Below are 24,153 nucleotides of genomic sequence, written 5' to 3' on the forward strand. Positions count from 1 at the left end.
GCGCGCTCTGGCCGGTCGGGCAGCGGCGCCCAGCCCGTGCAACACCCCTGAACTGGCCATCCCCTGACCGTGCACCCGCCCGCCTCGTACCCCGGCGTTGGATGCCGATGTGCGCGAACGACCTCAAAACGATCGAACTGGGCCAAGAGATCCGAGGGCAGGCTGCGTCCAGAGCCGCTGAAGGAATGCGATGCGCCCGAGTGGTCAAGACGGGACGCGTGGCTTCGCTGGTCACGGGCACACATCCGTCCTGCCGTCGGAACGCTCGTTAACGTCGGGTTGTTTCAGCGACCGCCAGCAGCGGGGACGCCCTCGGCTCTGACAGATGTCTTGGCCATCCTGGGTCAATGCCCAGATCTGAGAAGTTGCCACTCCACCCGACTGAAGCGGACGGTCGGAGAAGACGTTTGCGCAGACGGCGTGCCCCGGCACCGTCGGGCCCATGACTATCGACCACACCATGCGCGGGTTGCGACCGACCAGCAGGAACGGCGGGGACGCCGCGACCCGAGCTGCAGAGCTCCTCCAGGCGCGCGTCGTGTTCGACCAGCAATCACGGTTGCCCTCACCAGCCGTTGTCCTGTCCTCACATCAAGCCAGAGCCAAGCAGCCCGGTGGCTGCCCGTCGTGGATGCCGCGCGGACCAGTCGGTGAGTGTTTCGGAAACGCGTTGCGTGTCGTCACGAAGGTCGTCACCGACCCGCGGTGGGAGCGCTACAGGTACACGGAGGGCTACGCCTACGACCCGAAGCTCGACCTGCTGCTGGAGCACGCCTGGATCGAATCACCCGAAGGAGTCGTCCACGACCCCACCTGGCCAGAGAACACCGGCTGTGCCTACCTCGGTCTCACCTTCACCCACGAACAGGTCCTCACCGGCTACCTGGAGGCCCCCGAGTCGCTATTGTTCGGCGACTGGGCTCGCGGCTTCCCCCTCCTTCTGAACCACACCGGTTGTTGCGCACCGCTGCCGCCCGCCCGGCACCGGTGAATCGTGGTCTAACCAGCCCGACCGCTCCCGGCTGCTTGCATGGGGTGGGTTCGTCACATCGCCCCCGTGCCATGGCGCCTCGGTGGGACTGCCGCTGACAGGTCGCGTCACCGCGAGACAGGAGGATGACCATAGCCGCCCACGGCGACGCGCCCCACGCTCCAGCATCCTCGAGTTAGGCGGCACAGCCGCCGCCGACCTCCCCCAGGGCTGTCCCGGGCAAAACCCAGGACGCTGACGAAGGCCGCATCAGCGCACGGAGACCAGCGAACCCTGCCCCACATGTGGCGAGGTCAACCGGGACCTCAACATCGGCTCTGCTGCCGTTTGGTTCATTCTGCTGCCATCGGTTGCCGGACCGGGCGACACGTGCTGAAACCACGCCCCACGCGCTGGACCCCGCGGCCACCCAACCTAGGTGTCACTCTCAGCGCCCCACCCCGCGCGCGTTGACGCGGCACGATCACCGACCAGAGGGTCGCGCCTGAAGCAGTGAAGGGGTGTCACTCGCTCTCTGCAGCGGGCACCGAAGCGGCCAGCACAAAGGACTGGCTTTCACTCTCGCCTGGCAAACTGACGAAGATGTGTCCGGCACTCCTTGACAACCGACGGCATTCGCTCATACGTTCGATCATCGACCGAAGGAGATACTCGTGACCAAGCTGTTTACCAGCTTCTACTACAAGGACGACTACTGGCGCGTTCAGCAGGTCCTCAACATGGGTGTTATTGAGGGCCAGCCGCTGATGGACGCTCAAGCCTGGGAGAGTCTGAAGCGAACCAGCGACAAGGCCGTGCAGAACTGGATTGACACGCAGATGGCCGATCGCTCGACTGTCCTGGTCCTTGTTGGATCAAACACTGCATCTCGGCCCTGGGTCCGGTACGAGATCGTGAAGGCCTGGAACGAACGCAAGAAGCTGCTCGGAATCCGCATCCATGGACTCCAGAACTCCGAGAAGAAGACCAGCAGCGCTGGTGCCGACCCGTTCGCGAACATCAAGCTCGACAACGGCAAGAGCCTCAGCGACTACATCCCGCTGCACACGCCGATCGGCGCAGCCAGCACCGACGTGCACGCCAGCATCTCGAAGAATCTGGCCACATGGCTCAGCCAGGCCCCGAAGCGAAACTAGGTCAGACTCAAGGGATGACCGCAGACTCTGCCTGCCCGTTCTGCAACATCGTCGACGGAACCGCGACAGCCGACGTCGCCTACCGCGACGACAACGTGATCGTCTTCCTGCCCGACGAACCAGCGACCCTCGGGCACGTGCTCGTCGTTCCGACGGAGCACGTCCCCGACATTTGGTCGCTCGACGCCCGGACTGCTGAAGCCGTGTCCCGCATCACTATCCGTACGGCCCGGGCAGCGAAGGCCGCGTTTCAGTTGGACGGCCTGAACGTCATCCAGTCGAACGGCGAGGCCGCCACGCAGACGGTTTTCCACCTGCACGTTCACGTCGTTCCGCGCTACTCCAATGACGACATCGCGCCGTTCTGGCCAATTGGCTCAGCTGTACCCGACGCCGATCGTGTCAGGGTTGCCGGCCGACTCGCAGCCCACATCAGCGCAGGTCTGGACGATGACTAGCGAACCCGCAGCAGCACCACCGCGCTCCGCCGAAGACCGCCGCCACCACCTCGACATGATTCAGGCCGTCATCGGACGGATGGCCGACTCCGGAGCCGAAACGAAGCGGTGGACAATCACCGTTGCCGGCGCCGCGTTCGGAGTCTCTGCCCTCAACGGGATGTGGTACCTCAGCGTCATCGGGCTGGTGGTTGTCATCGCGCTGTCCGTCGTGAACATGAACTACCTCCATCAAGAGCACCTGTTCATCAAGCTGTTCGAGGCCGCAGCTCGAGACGGCGTGCCGCTGTACGACATGAAGAAGGACAGGTTCACGAACGACGTCTGCTCGCGGTCAAAGACGTACCTGTCGTGGTCTGTGGTCGGGTTCTACGGCGCGTTCGCCCTCGCAGGCGTCGCCGCAGCACTCATCGGCGCACTGGTGGGGCCAGCGAACCCAGCTGATGACCAGGTTCCCCGCTACCACCATCACGACCACGGTTTCAACGAGGGTCCGAAGGCGGCGCCACCGCAGCAGCATCGAAAGCCGACAGAACCGCAGACCCTTCAGCCGCCGCCCCCCTAACCCCCGAAGAGGAACAGCCCACATGGCATACCTGCGCAGTGCTCAGCTCATAGACGAGGCACGCACCATGGGCGCCTACAGCGCTACAGACGCGACAACGATGCTGCGCAAGACCGCGGCACGACCGTCATACGACTACTTCCTGAGCCACTCGGTCCAGGACCAGCGACTCGTCCTCGCCATCCGCGGACGCCTCATCCGCATGGGCAAGTCCGTCTACGTCGACTGGATCGATGACCAACTTCTCGATCGCACCCACGTCACGCCGGCCACCGCGCGAGTCCTTCGAAGCCGGATGAACGTTTCTTCATCACTCCTGTACGTCACTACGCGCGCCGCCAGCAACTCCAAATGGATGCCGTGGGAACTCGGCTACTTCGACGGCCACAAGGGCGAACAGCGCGTCGGCATCATCCCGGTGGAGGACTCCGCCGGAGGAACCTTCGCTGGCCAGGAGTATCTCGGGCTATATCCGGTCTTCGAAGAGAGCTATCTCCAGAGCGAGTACCTGGCCGCGACCTACAACGACCGCCGCATTGCCGTCGCCAGCCTTCCCACCCGATAGGTGAGGCAGCCAGCAACAACCGTCGCTGGCTCTTGGCGCGGCGACGCCCCAATGGCTGGGCAGCGCGCCTAGCGCGACACCGAATGTCGGGCTTCAAGACCGACGCTCGGTCCGTGGGACCTGGGGTCGGGTTCGACCTTGTGCGTCAGTCCGCCGTGTGGGCGGCCAGTCGAGTGGGCGCGCCCCGAGCTGACTCCACAGCAGTGGCGGGGGATGTGTCGGAGGTCTCGGCGAGGCTGGGCGCTCACCCAAGCAAGGAGGCTTTATGGAGTGGCAATCGTGGGTCTGGCGACTCAGCGCTAGCCAGCGTGTGCGCAAGTCGCTGCTTGGCAGCCTCGGCCTGCTGCTTGTCTGGAGCTTCGCGTGGGAACCTATGGTCGAGTGGCGACAACAGATCTTGCTAGATCGAATGCAGCCGTTCCTCGACGAGATGTCGGACGGCGTCACCCCTCCGTCGAATCAGGAAGAGCCTGGACCGAAGGCCAAGCCCTAGCCTTTCGTCCCCTCCGTGACAGCAACCGAGTTCTTGCGGGAGCCGAGCGCAAGCGTCTTTCCGCTGCCAACGTCTGGCCAGGGCTAGTTTGTGAGGGTGGTTGTGGACTCAGCACTCACCAGTTGCCGGGAGTTCTGCGGCACCGATGGGCCGGACCTGATACGTGCGGTGACGGCGCTGCCGCTGGGCGAACTTGGCCTCTTGGTCGAAGAGATCGTTGGGCTGTCCTTTGTCGGGCTGCGTCAGTTGTCAGGGCCTGGTGCGCCAGTCGATGGTCAGGCCGAGTCCCGGCCGAGTAACCAGTTGCGGCCGCTGGTGAATGCCAGGGCTGCCCTTCTGTCACGTGGCGCGAACTCCATGACCGGTGGCGGCGGTCCACTTGGCGTCAACATCATGTCGGCGATGACTCCACGCGACGTCGGCGCGAACACCTTTTCTTCGGGCGTGCTGCGGGCCCTGCTGTATTGCCACGGCCTTGTATTGGAGGACCCGTTGGCGATGGCTTCGGAGCTCTACCATCTGACGCCGAATGCCACCAAGGAATACGCCCGCCTGTTCGTCGAGGCGGCGCTGACTTCAATGGTGGAGGTCTCGGAGTTGCTCGACGAGGGCGTAGTGGAGACCTACTTCGTGCCAACCGAGGACCGTCGTCAAACAGGCCTGGCGCAGAGGATGCGATCGTCGCTGGCCGCGGGTCCGTTGAGCGTCGACGACGTGTGGGACGCGTTCGAGGCCAACTACATCGACGGCCTGAAGCCGTCTCTACGCGAGTTGTGGAAGCGCATACGTTCCGGCGACCGGGCTCCGTCGATGGACCTGGTCGAGGAGACTGCCGAGGCTGACGTGGAGATGCTCCGCATCTTTGTTGATGTCGTCGCGTCTCTGAGGCCCTCTGCCGTCATCGACAACACCGTGCAGATAGTTGCCTCCGCGCTCGAGGACGTGAGCCTTCTAGGCTGGCGCCCCGACGTGATGTGCAACTCGAGGTTGCACGCCCAACTGCTTTACCTGGGCACCGACGATCCCGTCGCGAGGCAGCGGATTGACGAACTGGCTGCCACCGCGGTCCCTCGGTTGGACGGCTTGGCAGTCAGCGACGTGGTGAAGATCCGCCGGCTCAGCGATGCCTTCGAACAGTGGCGCACCGACCTCAGCCTTGGCCTGGACCGAGCGCATTCAGCTCGAGCCGAGCTGGGTGACGGCGTCGACGTGGCGGCGTTGATCGCCGAGACCTTGCAGGTAGCGCGGCGCGGGCTAACTGACGAGGCTCGTAACCTGACGCCGGCAACCCCGGGATATGTGGGATTCGCGGCTGGAGCGCTCGGTGGCGCCGTCGGGGGCGTGCTGGATGGCTTGAGTGGAGTTGCGCTCGGCGCTGCGGGTAGCGTCGCGGGCAGTATCGCCAGCGGTCTGCATGGCCTCACCCAGCGCGACGTGCGCGGGGTGTTGCAGCGTCACTACGTGCTGTTCGACAGGGTGGAGACGGTTGTCAGGACCAGTTGACACACCGGGCGTCGACCCGAAATCGGTTATCGAACGTTTGTTCGCCGCCTTACACGGCCAGCTCTCGAGGCGGCGAGGTGTGCCACAGCGTGCCAAGGAAGGCGAAACGAGCCGCCGCTGCGGCGTTGCACTGCGCGTTCGTCAGCGCTGGGGTCGGTCCAAACTGGCCGGCCGTGAGACCAACTGTCGTGCGTATCGCACCGCGCGCAATCAGCGAGACCGGCGCCGGGACTCGGTCCACCCAGGCTGGGTCGACCGGAAGTCGATCGAGGCTCGGCGTCGCTCGCGTGCCAGGACGCCGGACCTCTCACCTGATTGCCGCGCCGAAGCGACCTCGGACAGTTCCGGCCGAACGGGCTCCGAAGCTGCCACACAGCTAGCCCGTTCCTGGTAGCGATCGAATCTCATCCTGCAGGCCGTCATCGAGTGCTCTGAGCGCGAGGAGCGAGGCCCAGTCGGCTCGGCTCGGCAGTTCTGCTCGGATGTCGGCCGCGGGCATCAGGAACTCGGCTGCAATCTGGTGCGCCTGCGTCCACTTCTTTCACGCCCCATGTGCCGCACGGCACCACCCCTCCGTCCCGAGCGCCGCGCCCGCACCCTGTTGACCGGATTGATGCATCCTTCGACGCTGATCACATCGTCTCGGCCGTCAAGGGAAACTTGGCAAATTTCTTGCAATCGTCAGACAGGGCAGCGCGCCAGTGGCACTCTTCTCAACTCGAAGGTCGCCAACGAAGCGGTCCAACTGACTGGAGTTGTGAATGATCAAAGTGACATGGCCGATCTTCTCGGGATTGCCTAATCCAACGTGGACGCTCAACGAAAGCGAAGCGCGCGAGTTGATGAAACGGCTCAAGGCCGATCGAGCAAGAGGCAGCACCGGGCTCCGCGTCACCGGACCTGACGTGCACGAGTACGTGATCGAGGCGACCGGGGACGACGCCGCTGCCTTCGCGGCCGCCGGCATCCCCCGAGTCTTCAAGACCTCCTCCCTGCCCGAGCTGGAGCCAGACGCAGGACTCCTGCAATCTCAAACCACGGCCCTGATCGAGGATCCCAGCTCCGACCCCGACGGACGCGACGAAATCGAGCCCCGAACCGGCGTCTGCAGCCTGTACTACACCAGCTGGGACAACTTCAGCTGGTGGAACGGGTTCCGCCAAGAAGACAACAACTGCTATTGCTACGGAGCGAATTACGCCGCGAACCATTTCGCGACGCCTGGTAAGCAGGGCGGCAGTTCGCTCACCGCAGGCCTGACCGTCGACTACACGGACCAGCCCAGCCACGCCCGCTTCACGAACTCGATGCAAGCTGACGGTTGGAAACTGACCTGCACCGGGTCGAGCATCCGCACCATCGGCGTTCTCGGCAAGGTGACTCGCGTGATCGACGGGCTGGAGTTGTGGGACTTTCACTTCTACCGCAAGAGCCTGAACGACTCAGGCGCCTCGCGGTGGTGCCAGAAACAAGGAGGCCTACCAGCCACCAACAAAGACGCCAGCGGCAACTACATCCCCAATGTGGCCAACGCCGACAGAGAATTCTCCAAGGCCGGTTTCCACTACAACTACAACGAGATTGTCGACACGTTCTACTCGCCTCCCGGCGAGCGTAAAATTGTCGTCACATGACGGAGGACCGCATGAAACTCTCTAACCACCGCCGACTCGCACGACGCACGGTGTTGGGCATGCCTGCTGTCGCCGCGGCCCTTGCGGTCACAACTCGAGCCCAGCAATCTCAGGCAGCTGCCCCCAGCGCGACCGCAGCACCAACACCCACGGACGCCCCGCCGGCCAGCAGCCTCGTCAGCTGGCTGGACTTCACCGTTGCGTCGCGCCCCCTGTCAGAAGGCGGGGGCGGTCAGCTTGCCTAAGCACATCGCAGCGACCTGCATGCTGGCCACAGCAGTCCTGATGCTCGTATCCGGATGCGGCGCGACGGCCAACGATCCGGCAGCAGCATCGGATGATTCCTCAAGCGCAGTCAGCCGCAAGTCGGACTCACCTGCTACACAACCCGCGGTGTCCTCCGACCCTCCCCCACCAGGATGGCCGAGCGTGCACGCAGACAACTGCGCCTCGATTCCCCCATTGTCTGCCCCGGTGACCGTCGTGCGGTTGCAGGACATCGACAGCACCTGCATCGCCGCCGCCCCGCTCGACAAGGCGGTCGTCTTCGAAGCAAAGACAGCGAACGTACCGCACGAGCTCGAGCCCGACCCCGGACCAGAGAACCTCCAAGTGTTCCGCGTCGCTGCAGCGGTCAGTTCCTTGGAGGCACGCCTGGTTGAAGGTGCCCCCTCGGGTCGCGTCTACTTGGTCGTGCGGGGTTCCGCCGCCGACGGCGCAACCCTCGACTCGATCGTCGACAACCTGGCCTGACGTCCCCGTCGCCCCGGCAGACCCTCGGCTCCTCACGGGCGCGAGGCACTGCGCCACCTCTGGAGGCCCGGCAGTGGCCGTCGGCGAGCAAGCTCGCTGCCCGCCCCCACGCCTACGCAGCGCCAACAGCCCGCTAGTTGCGCAAGCGCATCCGCCGCGGTCACGCGCGCTGGCTGCCCACGAGAGACCTCCCCGGCACCTTCGTGACAGACGGCCCCGGAACAGCACCGTGTCGAGTAGCCAGCATCCTTACCGGAACGGATCTCTTCATGCTGTACGTCACGACTCCGGGCATGACCGAACCGCTCGACCCGTGCACCGGTGAGCGATACGACCTGAGCGGTCAGTTCGTGGCGTGCAGCGCCGCCTGCCAGGCCCATTGGGACACCGAACAAGCCGACGAACGGTCCTGGGACTGGGACCATCCCCTCAGCAACCACGCGCTCGAGGGATTCGGCTCGCTGGCTGGAACGAGGCCGGCGAACGAACTCCTCCCACTCAATCCGGGAGACGTCGTCGACCTCCGCGACTTCTGCGCCATCTACTACAACGACCCAGAACGTCTTCGACGCCACCGGCTACCTCGTACCCGCTTGGGTGGTCACCTTCTACGAGGAGAACCTCGAGTGGCACCTCGCCGCGCTCTTCACCGCACCGGTCGACGCTGCCGCATTCGCCAAGGACGTCTCGCGGCCGCGACCTCGCCCGTGAGCTCGTCGAGCTGACTGAGGAGGTGTGCTGGATCGGTTCGCCGTCATCAGTGACGCGACGCCTACGACTGGCGACGACCTAGCGGGCCGGTCACCGCTCGCTAGGGCACCTGCCTGTTCGACCCAGCCTAGTGTGAAGCGGCTCGACGAGCCGCAGGTCACCTGCGTCCACTTTGAGCCGATGCCCGCGAACGACCTCAAGGCCAAGGAACTGACACAAGAAGTCCGAGGGCGGGCTGAGAGTCCAGAGCCGCTGAAGGAACGCGATGCGCCCGAGTGGTCAAGACGGGACGCGTGGCTTCGCTGGGCACGGGCACACGTCCGTCCTGTCGTCGGCACGCCCGGACTAACGTGGCTCATGACTACCGCCCAGACCATGTGCGCGTTGCGACCGACCAGCAGGAACGGCAGCGACCCGAGCTGCAGAACTCCTCCAGGCTCGCGTCGTGTTCGACCAAGAATCACGGTTGCCCTCCCCGGCCGTTCTCCTGTATGCCGATCTCCGCAGCGAACTGGACCAGTTCGTCGAGCTTTTCACCCGGCACAACCGAGCTCCGCATAGTACCGGTTCCCTCGACAGTCCCGACGCGCGCTTACGGGGGCGTCCTGCGTCAAGAAATCACCAGGTTCGCCAACTGCGAGAAGGAACTCGATGGCGCGAATCTCCCCCTGCGCGACATCATGCCAGCAGACGAGCGCACGACAACGGACACCCGCCCCGTCACCACCCGGCTGGAGCGGCTCGCCGCCATGGACTTCGCCCACCGCCTCGCCGCTGTCCTCAAGCAGCCCGGCACGAGCCAGCAGACCCTCGCCGGCGCCGTCGGCGTCCACGTCACCCACCTACGCCGTTATCGCCCAAGCCAGCTGACTAATCAGCGGCGCGCACGTGCCGGGCGGGCACGCAGTCGGCGAGCCACACCAACTCGTTGCCTTCAAAGAACGTCGTCCCGTCCGAGGCGGCTGCCGCAGCGTCGACAACCAGCAGCACCGGACTAGCGCTCTTGCGTCGACCCACCTTGACTGCGGTCTCGCGGTCCACCGAAAGGTGAACGAACTGGCGCCGCATCGGGCGTAGCCCATCAGACTGGATGACTTTCCAGGTCTCCGGCGCGGTTCCATGGAATAGCAGCTGGGGCGGCGACGCCGGACGTCGCTGGATACGGCCGGGCACAGAGTGGCCGTAGAGCGCTCGGATGCGATCACCATCGAGCTCGTGACGCCGCTTCTTGCTGTTCGTGATCATCCGCTCAAGCCCGTCGCCGTCAACCGACCCCCAGGAGCCGCCCCTCTCACGAAGTGACGTAAGTAGCTGGTCAACCGGCGCCCAACCCTCTTCGTCCATCTCGAGCTCGTAAAGCCAGGGCTCGTGACGCAAAGCGTGAGAGACAGCCCGGCTCAGTTCCGCATCATTCAATGTCACGAGGCAGCTTCTTCCGCCAGCATTGAGACGTCCTCGGCAGCGACCTCGTACGCGCCTGCGCCGTCGAGGTAGATCAGGAAGTGTCGGATCTTCCAGCGGCCCCAGGTCTCGCTCGCCTCAGCGTCGAGGAGTTCGGCAAGCCAGGACGAGGGCTCAACTTCGACGACAGTGTCGTAGGCCCCCTGCACGTGCCAGGAGGTGCAGTGGCCTTCGGCACGGAACCTGAAGGCTCGAACGCGACTGAAGCGGAGCCCCGAGCGGACGCGGACACCATCGCGTTCGAACTCAATGCGCAATTCTGCAGATCCCCCTGGATGGACGAACTCGGGATCATCTTCGAGCGCAGTCGACGCGACGGGCAGGGTGATGAGCGGCTTCTTCTCCATAGCGGCGGCCATCAGTTCGAAAACACGTAGCCGCTGCTATTGAGACCGTTGCGACGGAGTTGCTCGTTGAGGAGCCCCTCGAAGAAGTCGTCGCCTGTGCGGTCGAGGACGTTCCAAGAGCTTCGTGGGACGCCGGCCCTCGTCAGCGCAGTCGCCGACCGCGTGTTCAGAATCAGCGTGTTGCCATCGCGAACGACGACATTGATCGGAACGTCCTTCGGCGTGAGCGCTCCCGAGCGGAGGTCTCCGGCGACATCATTGATTGTGCGGCCCTCGAACAAGCCGCCCTTCTGGAAGCCCTCGCGGACCGCTGTCTGAGCGAACCTCGCGCCGGCAATGTCTACGCCGTTTGCGGCGTTCCTTTCTGCAAATCGGGTGAGTGCTCTACCTACTGCGCCTCTCATGATTCCGAACAGGCCGTCTTTGGCGAGGCCGCGGGCGGCCAACTTCGCCGCGAGACGGCCTGGTAGGGCCGCGAGAGGGCCGCCTGGAAGCGGAATCAGGTATGGCGCGACGACCACCGCACCATGGGTGAATTCATTCTCACCTTGCTCGATGAGCTCGGCGCCGCGATCTTGCCGTGCGCGCCCGCCTGGCGTTACCGGGTCACCTGACAGACCGAGGGCAGCTCCCTCGAACATGTGTACAGGACTCACTACGAGCGACGCGACGCCGCCGGCAAACTCCTGCGCGAGATCGCGGATTGTTGCAGAGACCGGATCAATGTAGGGCCCGGTTCCCTGGTTGCCCCCATAGAGACTGAACTCGTCTGAGTCATACGCACAGGTGTACGGGCAGTCGTGTCCGTATGCAGCATCCACGACCTCGTTGCGGTATAGGCCGCTGGGGTCCGATCCAGAGATCGGGTTGTTGCGTGCATAGGTGTAGGGGTTGAAGGACTGAGGATCCCCCGGGTCGAGGACGGGGTCTGGGGTGCCCAAGGTGTTGAGGTTGGGCGTGTAGTTGCGTTGATCCAGGCGGATGTCGCCGGTGGGGTCGTGCGGGTGATTGAGATATCCGGCCCGATTGCCGGTCGCTGGGGCCTGCGTTGTGGTGAGGTCGCCGTAGGGGTAGTAGGTGGGCCGGGCGATGTCGCCGGCGGTGTTTCCGTTGGCGCCTTGGTTGTAGGTAAGACGGATGCTGTTTTGGGCGTCGGCGGTGAGCCACGTCCACTGGGCGTCGTGGTTGGTGCCGCCGGCGGTGTTGCTGGCACTGGTGGTGGTTTGAGTGGCGATGGGTGTGCCGTCGGGGGTGGTGAAGGACCGGACGCTCTCGGTCTTGTTGAGGAACGTGGTTCTGGTGATCTCCGTGTCGTCGGCTAGATCGATGGTGGTGACTTCGCGGCCGACCTTGTTGGGGTCGCTGCTGAAGACGCGGCGGGCGAAGCGGGTGCCGTCGGCGTTGTAGGCCTGACCTTGGGTGTCGGTGAACAGGCCGTTGATGCCGCGTTCGGCTTGGGCGTAGGTCAGTTGCCCGAGGTGGTTGTAGGTGTAGGCGTAGGCGGTGTTGTTGAGCAGGCCGCTGAGGATGCCCGCGAACTCGTCGGGTGACCAGTGTTCGATGCGGCCGTTAGTGTCGTTGACGATCACGCCGGGGATGGGCATCGCGTTGGGCCAGTTGAAGTTCGCGCCGAGCGCTTGGTGGGTCAGCTTGGTGGTGTGGTGGGGTCGCAGCCCGGCGTCGTCGGCGTTGGCGTCCTCGGTGAGGTAGTTGACCTCGAGGGGATCCGAGCTGAGGAGCGTGGTGTGGAGGTTGTCGGTAACCCTGGTGAGCCGGTCGCCCTGGTGGCCGTAGGTCAGGTCGTAGGTGGCCGACACCGGGTTGGGGAGGGTGGTGTTGAGGTAGCCGACCACGTCACCGGGTGCTGCTTCGGGATCAGGGCAGCCGGCGGCGTCGCCGGTTTGGGCGTGGGTCAGGCGGTTGAGACCGTCGTAGTGGTAACACCAGAATCCGGGGTGGTCAGCGAAGTCGCTGGTGGTTTCGGCGTAGCCCTCGATGCTCGTGGGGTTCCCGCCGCCGTCGTAGGCGTAGGCCAGCGACAGCCCCAGCTTTGAAGGCTGCGTCTGGCCGCCGCTGGCGGGTGGCTGCACGGTCGCGCCGACGTAGGCGAACAATCCGGTGTCGTCGGCGAAGTCATAAGCCCGGGTGAGTCCACTGACCAGGGTGGCGGTTTGGGTCGTGTCGGTGTACTCACCAGAGGTGAGGGTGTCTGTGCGGCCGATGTTGTTGTAGGCGATCTGCGCAAGCCGAAGCGGGGGTTGGTTGGCTTCGATGAGCCGCATGGTCCGCAGGCGTGCGCCGGTCGTGTAGCTGTAGCCGATGCTGGCTGCTGGTAGTCCGGGGACGGCGGGGTAGTCGATCTGGGTGGGCTGCCCACCAGCGTTGTAGGCCGTGGTGGTGGTGCGGGTGATGGTGCCGTTGACGTTCTCGTCGGTGATCCAGCCCGCGTAGCTTTCACTGGTCGAGGTTGCCAGACCCTCGGGGTTGTAGGCGTTGACGCTGGCGAGGTGGGTGTGGGCGGTGCCGAGCGGAATAGTCGGTGGACGGATGCTGTCGTCGACGTCGTGGCTGATGCTGGTCACCAGCCCGGCGCTGTTGATGACGGCGGGGTCATCGTAGGTCCAGGTCGTTAGGACCGGTGGGGCGTCGTCGTCGGGGTCGGTCTCGTCAACGACGCTGGTGGCTCGGTTGAGCCGGTCGTAGTTGGTGGTGATGACCGAGGTGGGGTGTAGGGCGATGGGCCGGTAGGCGCCGTTGGTGGTGAGGTCGAGCGCGTCGGCCTTGGTGCCGATTTCACCAGTGGTGACGGTGCGGGGGTTCCCGGCGTCGTCGTAGGTGGTGGTGGTCAGGCCGGTGTCGGGGTCGAGTGCCCAGATCTGGCGGCCGACCATGTCGTAGCCGTACGACCACGTGTAGGACGCGGCGTCGATGGTCTTGGTGGCGTGGTCGAGCTCGCCGCGGGTGTTGTAGGTGTAGCTGACCGCGTCGTCGGGGGTGTCGGTGACATCGGCGGTGTCGTGAAGTTCCACCGCAGTGGGGCGGTTCCACACATCCAGCAGGGTGAGGGTGTTCCCGCCGACAGGCGGGTCGACAGTGGTCTTGTCACCGCCGTACATGCTGCTGGTGTCCGCCACCGTGCTCGTGTAGGACTTGTCCTCAGACAGGGTCGGGCGACCCGCGCCATCGAAGCTGGTTTGGGTGTAGCGCACCACCGTGGACATGTCCGCATCGAAGACCGTGGCGAACCCGGTGCCGCCGTCGGTGGCGGGCATCGTGTACCGGGCCAGGCCACGTTCGTCGTAGCCGGTGGCGGTGACAATCCGTTTCGTCGGGGTCTCGGGTTGGGGGACCTGGGTCTCGACCTGGCGGCCCCAGCCGTCGTAGAAGCTGTAGGAGTCGTCGTAGGTCCCGACACCGGAGGTGTTGACGCTGCGCAGCGTCTGGGTGCGGATCCTGGAAGGGAAGGTGTTGGAGTTGGTGTAGATGTAGCGCACCGAGGGGTTGGTGGTGCCGGTCTGGTCGGGGGTGTAGACCTCGGTGGCCTGCCCCAGCGGGTTGTACTTGATCTGGGTGTGCCCGCCGTTAGCGTCCACGACCTCAGTCGGTAGGCCGCGGCCAGGGTCCAAGGTGGTGGTCGTGACCATATCGCTGCTCGACCGCGAAGGATTGAGCACGTTCTGCTGGGTGACCTGCATCGAGGTGATCGCCTCGGGGCTGTCTGTTCCCCAGTTGTACATAGTCTGGGTGGTCAGTTCATGGGCGGTGTCCCCGGGGCCGACGGTCTGGGTCACCCGGCCATAGGAGTCGTAGGCGCTGGTGGTGTGGATGACGTTCACGCCTGTGGTCGGGTTGCCGGCCGGAGTGACCCAAGTGTCGGTCGCGGTCGGCAGACCTCGGGTCAGGGTAGTGCCGTCGTCGTAAGTCACGGTGGAGCGGCTGACGATCGCCGTGGTGCTGGAGTCGGTGGTCGGGCAGTTGCCCTTGAAGCCCTTGTTTTCATTCGGAACGCGGATCCAGGCCGTCGCATCGGTCTGGTAGCGGGTCATCTCGCATTTGTCGTCGGCGGTTCCGGTGTCGCCGTGGTCCCACACTGAGCGCAGCGCCCCGTTGAGAGGGTCTGTCCGCGAGGTGGGCCATCCTGTGGGCGGTGTCACCAGCGGGTCGTAGCGGTAGTAGCCGTAGTCGATCGTGTGCGTACGGGAACCGTCGAGGTCACCGTCCTCGTCGTAGATCGCGGTGTGAGTCTTAACCGTCTTGGTGACCCGCATGCGGGCGGCCTCGTTGGCCGGGCTCTCCTCGTCGCCGACGGTGACGATGCGGTCGTAGTCGGTGTAGGTCCGCTCGATCAGGCTGCCGTCGCCGTTGAAGGCGGACGTCTCCGCGGTCAGGCCCTCGAAGTCGTTGAGGTCCAACGGCTCCGCCGTCGTGGTGTCGTTAGTCCCGTCATCAGCGAACTCGTCGGTGTCCAAGTGCACCTTGTTGCGAGGCAACGCAGGATTGTCGACCTGGGCGACGCTCGTGGGGGCGAGGTTCATACCCCGGAACCGAGTGACCTTCTGCCGCGCCACATCGGTGGTGCCGTCACCCACCAGCGTCCCATCCTTCGTAGCGGCACGCGTGTGGATGATCGTGGTCATGTAGCCGCGCCAATCGCTCCACGACTCCAGGTCGGTCGGCACGTTCTTCGAACCAGCAAACCGCCACGCCGGTGAGCCCTGGTAGTCATAGTCGTAGACACCGACCTTGCCCAACGACACCCCTGGGGTGGTCGTGGACCCCATCCGCAGCCCTAGGGTGTCATCGCCAACAGCCATCCTGGTGACCACGTACTTGTGGTACCAACTGGTCTCCGTCTTCGAACGATCGCCGGCCTTGTGGCTTAGCTCGGCGAAACACTCACGGGTTCTGGCGGTGATGGAGTCAGGCTCGATGTCGGTGCCGTTGGGCTTGACGATCGCCGTGCTGCAGGCTTTTCCGGTTACGTGTCCGTAGGTGACGTCGAGGCGACCGCCGGTCTCGTTGCGCACCGAAGCGATGCGGAACTTCTCGAACGCCTCGATCCCTGAGGCGACGACCTTGTTCGGTTTGGCGACCCCGGTGAAGGTGAGATCGGGCAGCGATTGAGATCCGGCGCCGGTGTACCCCGTGCGGGTGATCGACTTCAGCCACAAGTCTGCGGGACTGGTGCCTGCACCTGAAGCATCGGGGTCGGGAAGGCTGTAGGTCAGGTCGTAGACATCAACGGTGTCCCAGGAGGCGTCAGCAAGCCGAACACTGGTGGTGACCTTTGAATACCGCTGGGTGGTGAAGAACGACGGCCCCGTCGCGCACCCCGGATCGTTCAGCGAGTTGCAGATCAGGTCGGTGGGTACGTCAGGCCACGCGTCGTGGTTCGCGGTCGGGCTGTTCGTTCCCGTGCAGGCCACGGGGTTGGCCTGCAGCTCGAGCGTGCAGCGGTTGCCGTGGTCGAAGACCACCTTCATGTGCGGGGTCTTCTGCGCGGTGGTTCCCGAAGACTTGAACCCGTACGCCACGGTGTTCAACAGCCCGCCGCTCACATAAGAGGTCGGCGCGGCAAAATTGCCGTTGAGGTAGTACTTGTTGGACTCGGTCGTGTAGCTGTAGGTAATCACATTGCCCGACGGGTCCACGACCCGGTCCAAGTTCCATCGCCAAGCCTGGGGGCAGTTGGAGCCAGACGCGGCATTGCAGGGTTCACCGGCGTCGTTGCCGAACACTGGCACCGTCCAAACCGCATTCGCGGCATCCGCATAGCCGAACCAGTACTGGGTGCCGTCCGGGGTGTTGACCCTGAATCCTTCGTCGTCGTTGTCGGCGTTGACCACGGAGCTGTTCGACGGCCCGTTGACGCCGTTGAATCGTTGGATGCGCCACCCCGGGTCCGACTTCAGCCGGAATCGATCCCCGACCCCGGTCGGAACCAGACGCGCGACCTGACCGTTCAGCGACAGTGTTAGCTCATCGACGACTTTGCCGTCTTCGGTGTGCCAGCACAGGTCGTCTTTGTTGGAGTCGTTGAACGCGGGATCATCACCGCAGGAGGCGTAAGACCGGGAGATGTATCCCGGGTCCAAGCTCCAACCCACACCCGCAGGCGACGCCTGGCCGTTCTCGGCCTTGGTCATCCCGTCCACCGCGGCCGAGGAGTACACCATGCTCAAACTGGGTGCCGCACCACCCACGCTCGGCGGAACCTTGAACCCGTAGGAGTAGGAGAATTCCCCCGACCCCGGGCCGACCTGCCACTCCCCCGCCGGCGCCACCGGCGTCGGACCATACCCACCGGGCGCCGAGGACAAGCTGTACACCACACCGCCGACCGGATCCGTTGACAGCGACAAGCGGGCCGGGAGCGCGTCTCCCGCCTGACCCAGGTCAGCCGGCTCCTGGACCGTGGGATCCTCTGCTGCGGGGTCCTCGCTGTCGGATCCGTCCTGGTTCTGGTCGCCGTCGGTCGACCTCGTCAAGGACGAGTCGTCGATGGCGGCCAGACCGGTTGCAAGGTCCTCAGTGCTGATGGTGGTGAATCGAAGCAGGTCCTCGGCAGTGTTGTTCGCCGCAGGGATCTGGATGCTCTGCGCACACTCGGCCAGCTCCGGAGTTGTGGCGTAGCACGCCGGATAGGCACGGATCACCAGGCGGTCAGACCAGCCCGCCCCGTAGAGGCTGTCGAAGCTGGAGTAGTCCACCCGCACCCCGGCACCGGCAACCTCTCCAGTGGGGTCAGCAGTAGGTGCCACCGATAGCAGCACTACGCCATCGGACAAGTCGTCAGCGCGGTCCCAGGTGATTTCAACCTCAGGCTCGCCCACCACGTCGTCAGCGTCGGTATCGGTATCGGTGGCGCTCGGCGGACTATTCGGGTTAGAACCGTCTTCGCTCGGGTCACCGGTGGCGACGGCAGATGGCCCATCAGAAGGCTGATCGGTCGGTGCCTCATCGGAAGGCTCCTCTGAAGAACTGTCCGAGGCCCCATCCGAGGGAGGCGCGTCATCGGCGGGCTGCTCGGTCATGACCCCGTCAGGAACCCGCACCTCCACCGGCAGCTGCGGCACATCAGTCCACGACGGGTCAGCCTCGATTTGTCCGACAGTGTCAGCCGGCACATCGCTCAGTTCATCAGCAAGCCCGTCAACGGCGGCTGTCGGGTCCTCGGCCGCAGGAAGTTCTTGGATCGGCACACCCACCGCTTCCGGCACGTCCGGGTTCGGTCGATCCAACGACGCCGCAGCCGACGCCGACGCGACCAGCCCCGGGGCCCCGGGCACCAGCGACAAGCCAGCACCGACCACCACCAGCGCGAGCGCACCAACCAACTGACGACGCATCCGAACCCTCCCCGAGCCGAAATCAAGGTCCACACCTTTACCCAGCCGCTACGGAAACCGCAGCGGAATCTGAAAATCTCCTGACTTCCCACAGCAGGCAATCCCGCGTCACGAGCCAGCGCCGCGTCTCTACGCAAACATCGTCCTCCTCCGGTTCGACCGCTCCCGCCGTTCGCAGGCCTTGGATCATCCCGTCGTCATAGCGCCACCTATCGAACCGGCCCGCTGACCATCCAGAGCGGTCTCAACCCGCCTACGGGCCGTCCTCGCAGGACAGGCGCACCCGAGACCGACCCTGACGCATCTGCCGACTGGGCCCACACTCGCCTCGCGGGGTCCAACCGTCTCGCGGGACCACAGGACTACCGACCTCCCCCAGCGCCAGAAAACCAAGTCTTTCCCGGCGACGATCATCGGCTTGCGGATCGCCCGCATGCACGAGAGACCTCGCCAAGACCTTCGTGACAGACGACCCCAAGAGAGCACCGTGTCGAGCAGCCAGCATCACCACCGAAACGGATCTCCCCATGCTCTACGTCACGACTCCGGGCACCACCGAACCGCTCCACCCTTGCACCGGTGAGCGATACGACCTGAGCGGTCAGTTCGTGGCATGCAGCGCCGCCTGCCGGGCCCATTGGGACACCGAACAAGTCGACGAACGGGACTGGGACAGGCCCCTCAGCAACCACGCGCTCGCAGGATTTGGCTCCTGACTGGTACCAAGCTGGCGAACGAACTTCTCCCAGTCGATCCAAGAAACGTCGACCTCCGCGACTTCTGCATCATCTACTACAACGACCAGAACGTTTTCGACGCCGCCGGCCACGTCGTACCCTCCTGGGTAGTCAGCTTCTTCTACGAGGAGAACCTCGAGTGGCACTTCGCGGCACTCTTCACCGCGCCGACCGACGCTGCCGCGTTCGCCGCAGACGTCTCCCGGCCGCGCCCTCGCCCGTGAGCTCGTCCGCCTGGCACGCTGAGCAGGTGCGCTGCATCGGTTCGCCATCACCAGTGAGGCGACGCTCGGGTCCGCAGCGACGGCCTAGCGGGCCGGACACCGCTCCCTAGGCCACTGCCTGTTCCACCCAGTCCAGTGAGAACGGTCTCGGGGAGGCCACCATCTGTGATGTCGAAGTCGACGTCCTCCCCCAGGCCGCTCAAGAGGTCGTGCAACGTCGCGAACGCGCCGTCCAACGACACCGCAGAGACCGTGATCGCCACGTGGAAGGAGTACCGGCTCACCGCGTGCCGTGAATCTAGCTTCTCTTTCATCAGGCCGACCGTGCGTGGCCAGAGCCGGACGACAACCAAGTAGCACGCACCATCGGACGCGCCCTCAGAACCGCGGGGCCGCTCTCGGACCTCGCACTGCGCAAGGAGCTGGCCCGGGAGAACTCCCCCGGGCCCGCCACCGCTCTTGCGGCTGCATCCAACTGGGTTGAATCGTCCCCGGCGCGTCCACCAGCGCTAGGGCCGGTCGAACGCCGCCGACCATGCAGCAGACCGTCCGGCGCCCCGACAACCGCGCAACGGCCGCCCGCGTCATCCCAGCGCGGCCCCGAGGCGCCTCTTACACACGGTGCCGGTTGCACACCTCAGTTAGGTCTGCGAGGCGAGGGCCTGCTGCACCTCTCCGCGCCGAACAGACCCGCGTCGTGCGCGAGCCAGCAAGCGTCTAGCCGCGAGGGCGACTAGGTGTACGGGACAATGTTGGCATGGCGCCCGCGGATCCTGACGATGATCTCACCATTCCTTTTCGCGACGTGTCTGTCGCGCTCTCCGCGATCGAGAAGATCGCGTCAGCGATGGACTTCGAGGAGGGGATCGCCGACGCGATCACCCGCGCGCTACTCACAGCCGACCCCACGAGTGCAGATCTGCTTCCCGAGGTTGGGGCCGTCGTCGATGCCGAGAGCGCCCGATTACATCTGCATCGGATCGCCGCCCGCTTGCGCGAGCATGTCCCAACGACCAATGCGCCGCTCGCTCCGCCGCCGGTGACACAGCCCGAGCATGTCCATGGCGGCATAGAGGTCCGCCGTCCCAGTCGCAGCTATGCCCTAGAACACGACGAACTCGCCCGCTTCGCGGTCCCATGGTTGAACATCACCTGGGAGCACATCAATGCCTACACGGAAGTCCTCGAATTTGCGGAGACGGAGCGCCCACTGCAGACACATCTAGCCCAGTATCCTTTGCTGCTTGCTCAGCATCTCGGGGGTGGGCACGGTCGGTGGGTCATTCCACAGAAGCGTCTGGGCGCGGAGTATGTGCCTGACTTCGTCATCGCGGAGAAGCACTCTGGCGGTTTCGTGTGGCAATTTGTCGAGTTGCAGAGCCCGCAAGCCAAGCTCTTTGTTCCCAGTTCCGGCCGCCAGAGTGCACAACTAGATGAAGGCCTACGCCAAATTCTGGAATGGCGACGATGGTTGGAATCTAACCTCGACTATGCGCGCCGGCCGAGATCGCAGCATGGACTCGGACTGACTGAAGTCGGACCTCGCGATAAGGGGTTGCTCATCATTGGGCGTGAGCGCGACCTAGACGATGTCGATCGTCAACGTCGCCGTCAGCTTAGTGAAGTCAACAGCATCGCCATCCACACCTACGACTGGCTCGCCAGGGAGGCAGGCGCACGGGTCCGAGAACTGTCGTCCGCCAAGCACACCGAGGCGACCCCTGATTGAGCCACGATGAGGTCTGCTGCACGAGGCAGCGACAGCGAGTCTAACCGCGCGCCGAGTTACGTAAGGGTCGCGAGCCGCAGGAACGGTTCTCCATGGACGGAAGCCGCCTTAATCTTCTCGCGGAACGCGTCGCGGATCTCGATCGAGCCGACGCCGGCGCCGTTCGTCGGCGGACCGTTCCGGTTCACTCCCCTCGCGAACCTGATCGAGATCCTGGAGGATCCCCCCGGAAGAGTCGTAGCCGAGCGCCAGAACTCAGGTTCAGACTTCTGGCTGGCGCGGACTCGCTTCGACCAGGTCAGCGACGTGATTCAGCGCGTTCGCAAGTCTTACAGTCATGTGGGCGAATGCTTCTAGCGGCGACATCCCGTCGATGCCGAGCCTGGCGCTCGCGGCGTCGGCTTTCGACCCGCCAAGGTGAGCGACGCCTCCAGCCGAACGGAACGCCTGAAGTGCAGCGAAGACCTCTGCAGTGTCTTCGGTGTCACCCAACGATGACAGTAGGCGGCGCAGGAGCGCGATCGACTTCTCACCAGGCTCGCTTCCACCGAGGAACTTCTTCAACGGCGCCGGATCCATCCCATCAACCAGGGACTTTGTCAGCGTGATTGTCGGAGCGGTCAGGGCAGACGGATCGTTGCTCGTCGGGCCAAGGAGCGCCTCGAACTCGGTGGCCGCCTGCGAATCAAGGCCGCGCCAGAGCGGTGCGCCGAGCAGCGCACTGGTCGCCTCGGCTGCCCTGCGGCGGGCTCGCCGAAGGTCGCCGACCGGGTCAGGAGAACCAACGGACTGGTTCAAGAAGTCTCGACGGAATCGCCCTTCGTCCATTTCTCCTTCCGGAGGGATGTTGTGAGCAAGCCAGTGCGCCTGTTCACCTTCGGGCAACGCCCCCAGTTCGCCGAGGTAGACCTCGATCAGGCCAGCGGTGTTGGTGCTGATGTCGAGGCCCCACAGATCCAGGCACCAGATCCGACTGGCTGTCACCTTGTACCGGCTGGGCTCGCTCGCGTATCGGTTGAGCACCTCCCGGCTGAAGTAGACCGGTGTCATCGAATGGAGGCGCGAATTGTCGGCGTGGTCGCCCAGCAACCTGGGGTTGCACGTGTGCCGTCTCATGTCGCCCGTGCCAGGGTCGACCGCGTAGACGTACTCGACGTAGTTCTTATCCGCGTTCCGCGCTTCGATCCGGCGCACCCGTGCCGTCACCGTGCCTTCGACGACGTATTTGCCCATCACATTCGAGAACGCGGAGGCGTCGCCGATGAAGCCATCGTCCATGATCGCGAACCAGTCGAAGTTCGACCAGGTCGTGCGGTGGTTGTCGTCGACCCGTTCGAACTGATCGATCTCGACGGTCGTAAGGATGGTGTAGTCCATCTGAACGAGCAGTTCGCGACCGGACGCAGCTAGGAACGTGCGCATCTCCAGAGCGGACACATCGACTTTCCATTCGTCCATGGAGATCGCAATCCGGATCAGCTCGACACTGCGCCCTGCCGAGTCGAGGTACGACCAGCCGCCCTCGCTGGGGAACGCGTCCCAGTACCAAAGGAACGTGGGCGTGATCTCGAATGTGGGGAGAACGAACCTGTGGTGCTCGCGGACGGCTGCGAAGAACATCAGTCCGTCGTCGCCGTCGCGGCTCGCGGTCAGACCGTCGGAGAACGTGCCGTCGCTCCAGAGCTCGACTTTGCCAACATCGCTTCGCCCCGACCAATGGGTGCCCGACTGCAGCACATGCTCGCGGAAGCCAGCATCGATGAGGACGCTGTGAGTTCCTCCGTACATGTCGTCGGAGCGATGGAAATGCTCCTCGATGGTCAGCCAACCCGTCGGGTCATGACACACGCGCAGCAGTTCGGTTCTCGGCCAAAGCCCTGCAGGATAGTCGCCGTCAGGACGGGCCCACAGGCGTCCCAGACTCGGCGGGCCGTCGTGGACTTCGTAGCCCGGGGTCGAAGGAATGTGCACCGTCGAAGTATGGGCCGAAGCACGGACACCACGTCGCATTCGATTCCGCTCGCTCGACATGCTAAGGCAGGTCGGTAGTCCCGTTGGGCGAACCAACTCCAGTCGACGCACGTCTTTCCGCCGCCTGTGAATCTCACAACGGATGCGGCTCCCGTAGGGCAACGCAACGCGAAACGAGCCCGGGAGGATTCTCCCGGGCTCGTCGCCACCGCTGCTGCGGTACTGCGCTGCGCGTTCGTCAGCGCTGGGGTCGGTCCAGTTGGCCGGCCGTGAGATCAATAGTCCCCCGCCGCGCGCACCGCGCAATCAGCCGCCACGACAGGCGAGGGCATCGAGTGACCCCGGCCTGATCGACCGGTAGCCCTGATCTCAGCCGCTTGCCCACTCGCGAATGCCAAACCGCCGCAGCACCTGATTGCCGCGCCGAAGGGACCTCGGACGGTCGCGGTGGAACGGGCTCCGAGGTTGCCACGCAGCTAGCCCTTTCCCGGTAGCGGTCGCCCAGCCGGAGCCACCTAAGATGCAGGACGGCGCGCGCCGACGGCCCGTAGAGCTGGGCGTGCTGTCGGCGGACAACTAGATCGATCCTCGAAAGACTTAGCGCTCCCCTGACGTGGAGTGCGAGAGCCGTCTGCGGCCTATCCCGAGAATCCTTCCAGCCCGGCTGGCTGGTACCGGAGCACGCGCGGGACACGCCATTACGGCTGCGAACGCCGAAGAAGCAGTTGAACAGCTTCAAGGTGGAGGGTGTTGACAGCGCCAGCGATGCTGAGGAAGTAGTCGTCATTGACGGAAAGGACAGCATGAAAACCGCCCGGAACACTGCGACTTGCAGATTTGTCGGAGGCCCGGAGGTAGGCTCCGATTCGGCAATGCGCAAGACCGGATAAAGCCTTCCAGATCGCCTGAAACATCACTCCTTCATGCTCGCCGTCGCGAGCGCACGACAGCCGAGACAGTTCCTCCAAAATCTTCGGCCCAGCTGGTGGGTAGCTCAACCCCATCTCTACCGCTTCGCGGCGGTAGACGGCCTCGTTTCGCGCCGCCGCTTTTGCGAACTCCCGCTGCAGAAGAGACGCATCCCCCTCGTTGCCCTCGTCGAGGACAGGTAGCAGATCCTTGTAGTAGAGCGCGTGCTCACGCTCATCCATGACCTCCACTCGCAGCGCCCGTTGACGTCGTTCGATCCCATCCTCGGGATCGAGAATCCACGCGGCGTAAAACGAGGCCTCAAACGTCGCGCGCAAGAGGTTCCAGGGCGCAGATAGGCTCAGCCCGTGGGCGCTCCCCAGCAGAGAAACTAGAGCCCGATGGTTGTCTCGTGCGATCGCGAGAAAGCGTTCCACCGACATGTAGACCCGGTGCCCCGCGATCTGCGCCTCGTCAAACATTCGTGCATGGAAGATGGGGGACGGCCGTGCACCCACGGACTGCAACGTCCGGTAGCCGCTGTCGAGCAACTGCCACTGTGGGGCGAGCGAGGTCAGATCTGTGGTGCCGGTCGAGATCGCGTCGTCTATCACTAA

The 24,153-nt window shown here is 64.6% G+C and carries 14 protein-coding genes; 9 read left to right on the plus strand and 5 right to left on the minus strand.

The genetic code is table 11. The annotated features are described in order from the left end of the window. Window positions 1-670: 670 nt before the first annotated feature. The 8 genes from ACAX67_RS11090 (at window position 671) to ACAX67_RS11125 (ending at window position 8,098) form a co-directional block, all read left to right on the plus strand. Entirely contained in the window at window positions 671-991 is a 321-nt protein-coding gene (locus tag ACAX67_RS11090) for a hypothetical protein (protein ID WP_370703906.1), read from the plus strand. A 653-nt stretch (window positions 992-1,644) separates the two neighbouring features. Next, window positions 1,645-2,127, plus strand: coding sequence for a TIR domain-containing protein (locus ACAX67_RS11095; protein ID WP_370703907.1), 483 nt, complete (start codon window positions 1,645-1,647; stop codon window positions 2,125-2,127). 14 nt (window positions 2,128-2,141) lie between these two features. Then, complete coding sequence (locus tag ACAX67_RS11100) at window positions 2,142-2,585, plus strand: HIT family protein (RefSeq protein ID WP_370703908.1); 444 nt, start codon at window positions 2,142-2,144, stop codon at window positions 2,583-2,585. Continuing rightward, window positions 2,578-3,150 (plus strand): hypothetical protein, encoded by a 573-nt coding sequence (locus tag ACAX67_RS11105; RefSeq protein ID WP_370703909.1) that lies wholly within the window; start codon window positions 2,578-2,580, stop codon window positions 3,148-3,150. Before ACAX67_RS11100 ends, ACAX67_RS11105 begins: the two co-directional genes overlap by 8 nt. A gap of 22 nt (window positions 3,151-3,172) precedes the next feature. Then, a complete protein-coding gene (locus ACAX67_RS11110; RefSeq protein ID WP_370703910.1) occupies window positions 3,173-3,715 on the plus strand; it encodes a toll/interleukin-1 receptor domain-containing protein in 543 nt (180 codons plus the stop codon). Between the two features lie 595 nt (window positions 3,716-4,310). Continuing rightward, window positions 4,311-5,711 (plus strand): hypothetical protein, encoded by a 1,401-nt coding sequence (locus ACAX67_RS11115; RefSeq protein ID WP_370703911.1) that lies wholly within the window; start codon window positions 4,311-4,313, stop codon window positions 5,709-5,711. A 761-nt stretch (window positions 5,712-6,472) separates the two neighbouring features. Further along, window positions 6,473-7,345 carry a hypothetical protein gene (locus ACAX67_RS11120; RefSeq protein WP_370703912.1) on the plus strand — a complete coding sequence of 291 codons (873 nt, stop codon included), beginning with the start codon at window positions 6,473-6,475 and terminating at the stop codon, window positions 7,343-7,345. A 474-nt stretch (window positions 7,346-7,819) separates the two neighbouring features. Beyond that, complete coding sequence (locus ACAX67_RS11125; RefSeq protein WP_370703913.1) at window positions 7,820-8,098, plus strand: hypothetical protein; 279 nt, start codon at window positions 7,820-7,822, stop codon at window positions 8,096-8,098. Between the two features lie 1,581 nt (window positions 8,099-9,679). On the opposite strand, the gene ACAX67_RS11130 is transcribed toward ACAX67_RS11125, so the two are convergent. Genes ACAX67_RS11130 through ACAX67_RS11140 form a run of 3 tightly spaced genes read right to left on the minus strand, consistent with a single transcriptional unit; the run spans window position 9,680 to window position 17,966 of the window. Then, a complete protein-coding gene (locus ACAX67_RS11130) occupies window positions 9,680-10,231 on the minus strand; it encodes an RNA 2'-phosphotransferase (RefSeq protein WP_370703914.1) in 552 nt (183 codons plus the stop codon). Further along, entirely contained in the window at window positions 10,228-10,617 is a 390-nt protein-coding gene (locus ACAX67_RS11135) for a hypothetical protein (protein ID WP_370703915.1), read from the minus strand. Before ACAX67_RS11135 ends, ACAX67_RS11130 begins: the two co-directional genes overlap by 4 nt. A gap of 11 nt (window positions 10,618-10,628) precedes the next feature. Then, on the minus strand, window positions 10,629-17,966 hold the full coding sequence (locus ACAX67_RS11140; protein WP_370703916.1) for an RHS repeat-associated core domain-containing protein: 7,338 nt from the start codon (window positions 17,964-17,966) through the stop codon (window positions 10,629-10,631). 1,718 nt (window positions 17,967-19,684) lie between these two features. Between ACAX67_RS11140 and ACAX67_RS11145 the strand changes: the two genes are divergently transcribed. Then, window positions 19,685-20,656, plus strand: coding sequence for a Shedu anti-phage system protein SduA domain-containing protein (locus tag ACAX67_RS11145; protein WP_370703917.1), 972 nt, complete (start codon window positions 19,685-19,687; stop codon window positions 20,654-20,656). A 261-nt stretch (window positions 20,657-20,917) separates the two neighbouring features. Here ACAX67_RS11145 and ACAX67_RS11150 read toward each other — a convergent pair whose 3' ends face one another. Both ACAX67_RS11150 and ACAX67_RS11155 read right to left on the minus strand, forming a co-directional pair. After that, window positions 20,918-22,627, minus strand: a complete 1,710-nt coding sequence (locus ACAX67_RS11150; protein WP_370703918.1) for a hypothetical protein — start codon at window positions 22,625-22,627, stop codon at window positions 20,918-20,920. A gap of 698 nt (window positions 22,628-23,325) precedes the next feature. Beyond that, complete coding sequence (locus ACAX67_RS11155; protein ID WP_370703919.1) at window positions 23,326-24,150, minus strand: hypothetical protein; 825 nt, start codon at window positions 24,148-24,150, stop codon at window positions 23,326-23,328. Window positions 24,151-24,153: the final 3 nt, after the last annotated feature.

Origin of the sequence: Nocardioides candidus (genome assembly GCF_041321175.1) — a bacterium.
Lineage (GTDB): Bacteria > Actinomycetota > Actinomycetes > Propionibacteriales > Nocardioidaceae > Nocardioides.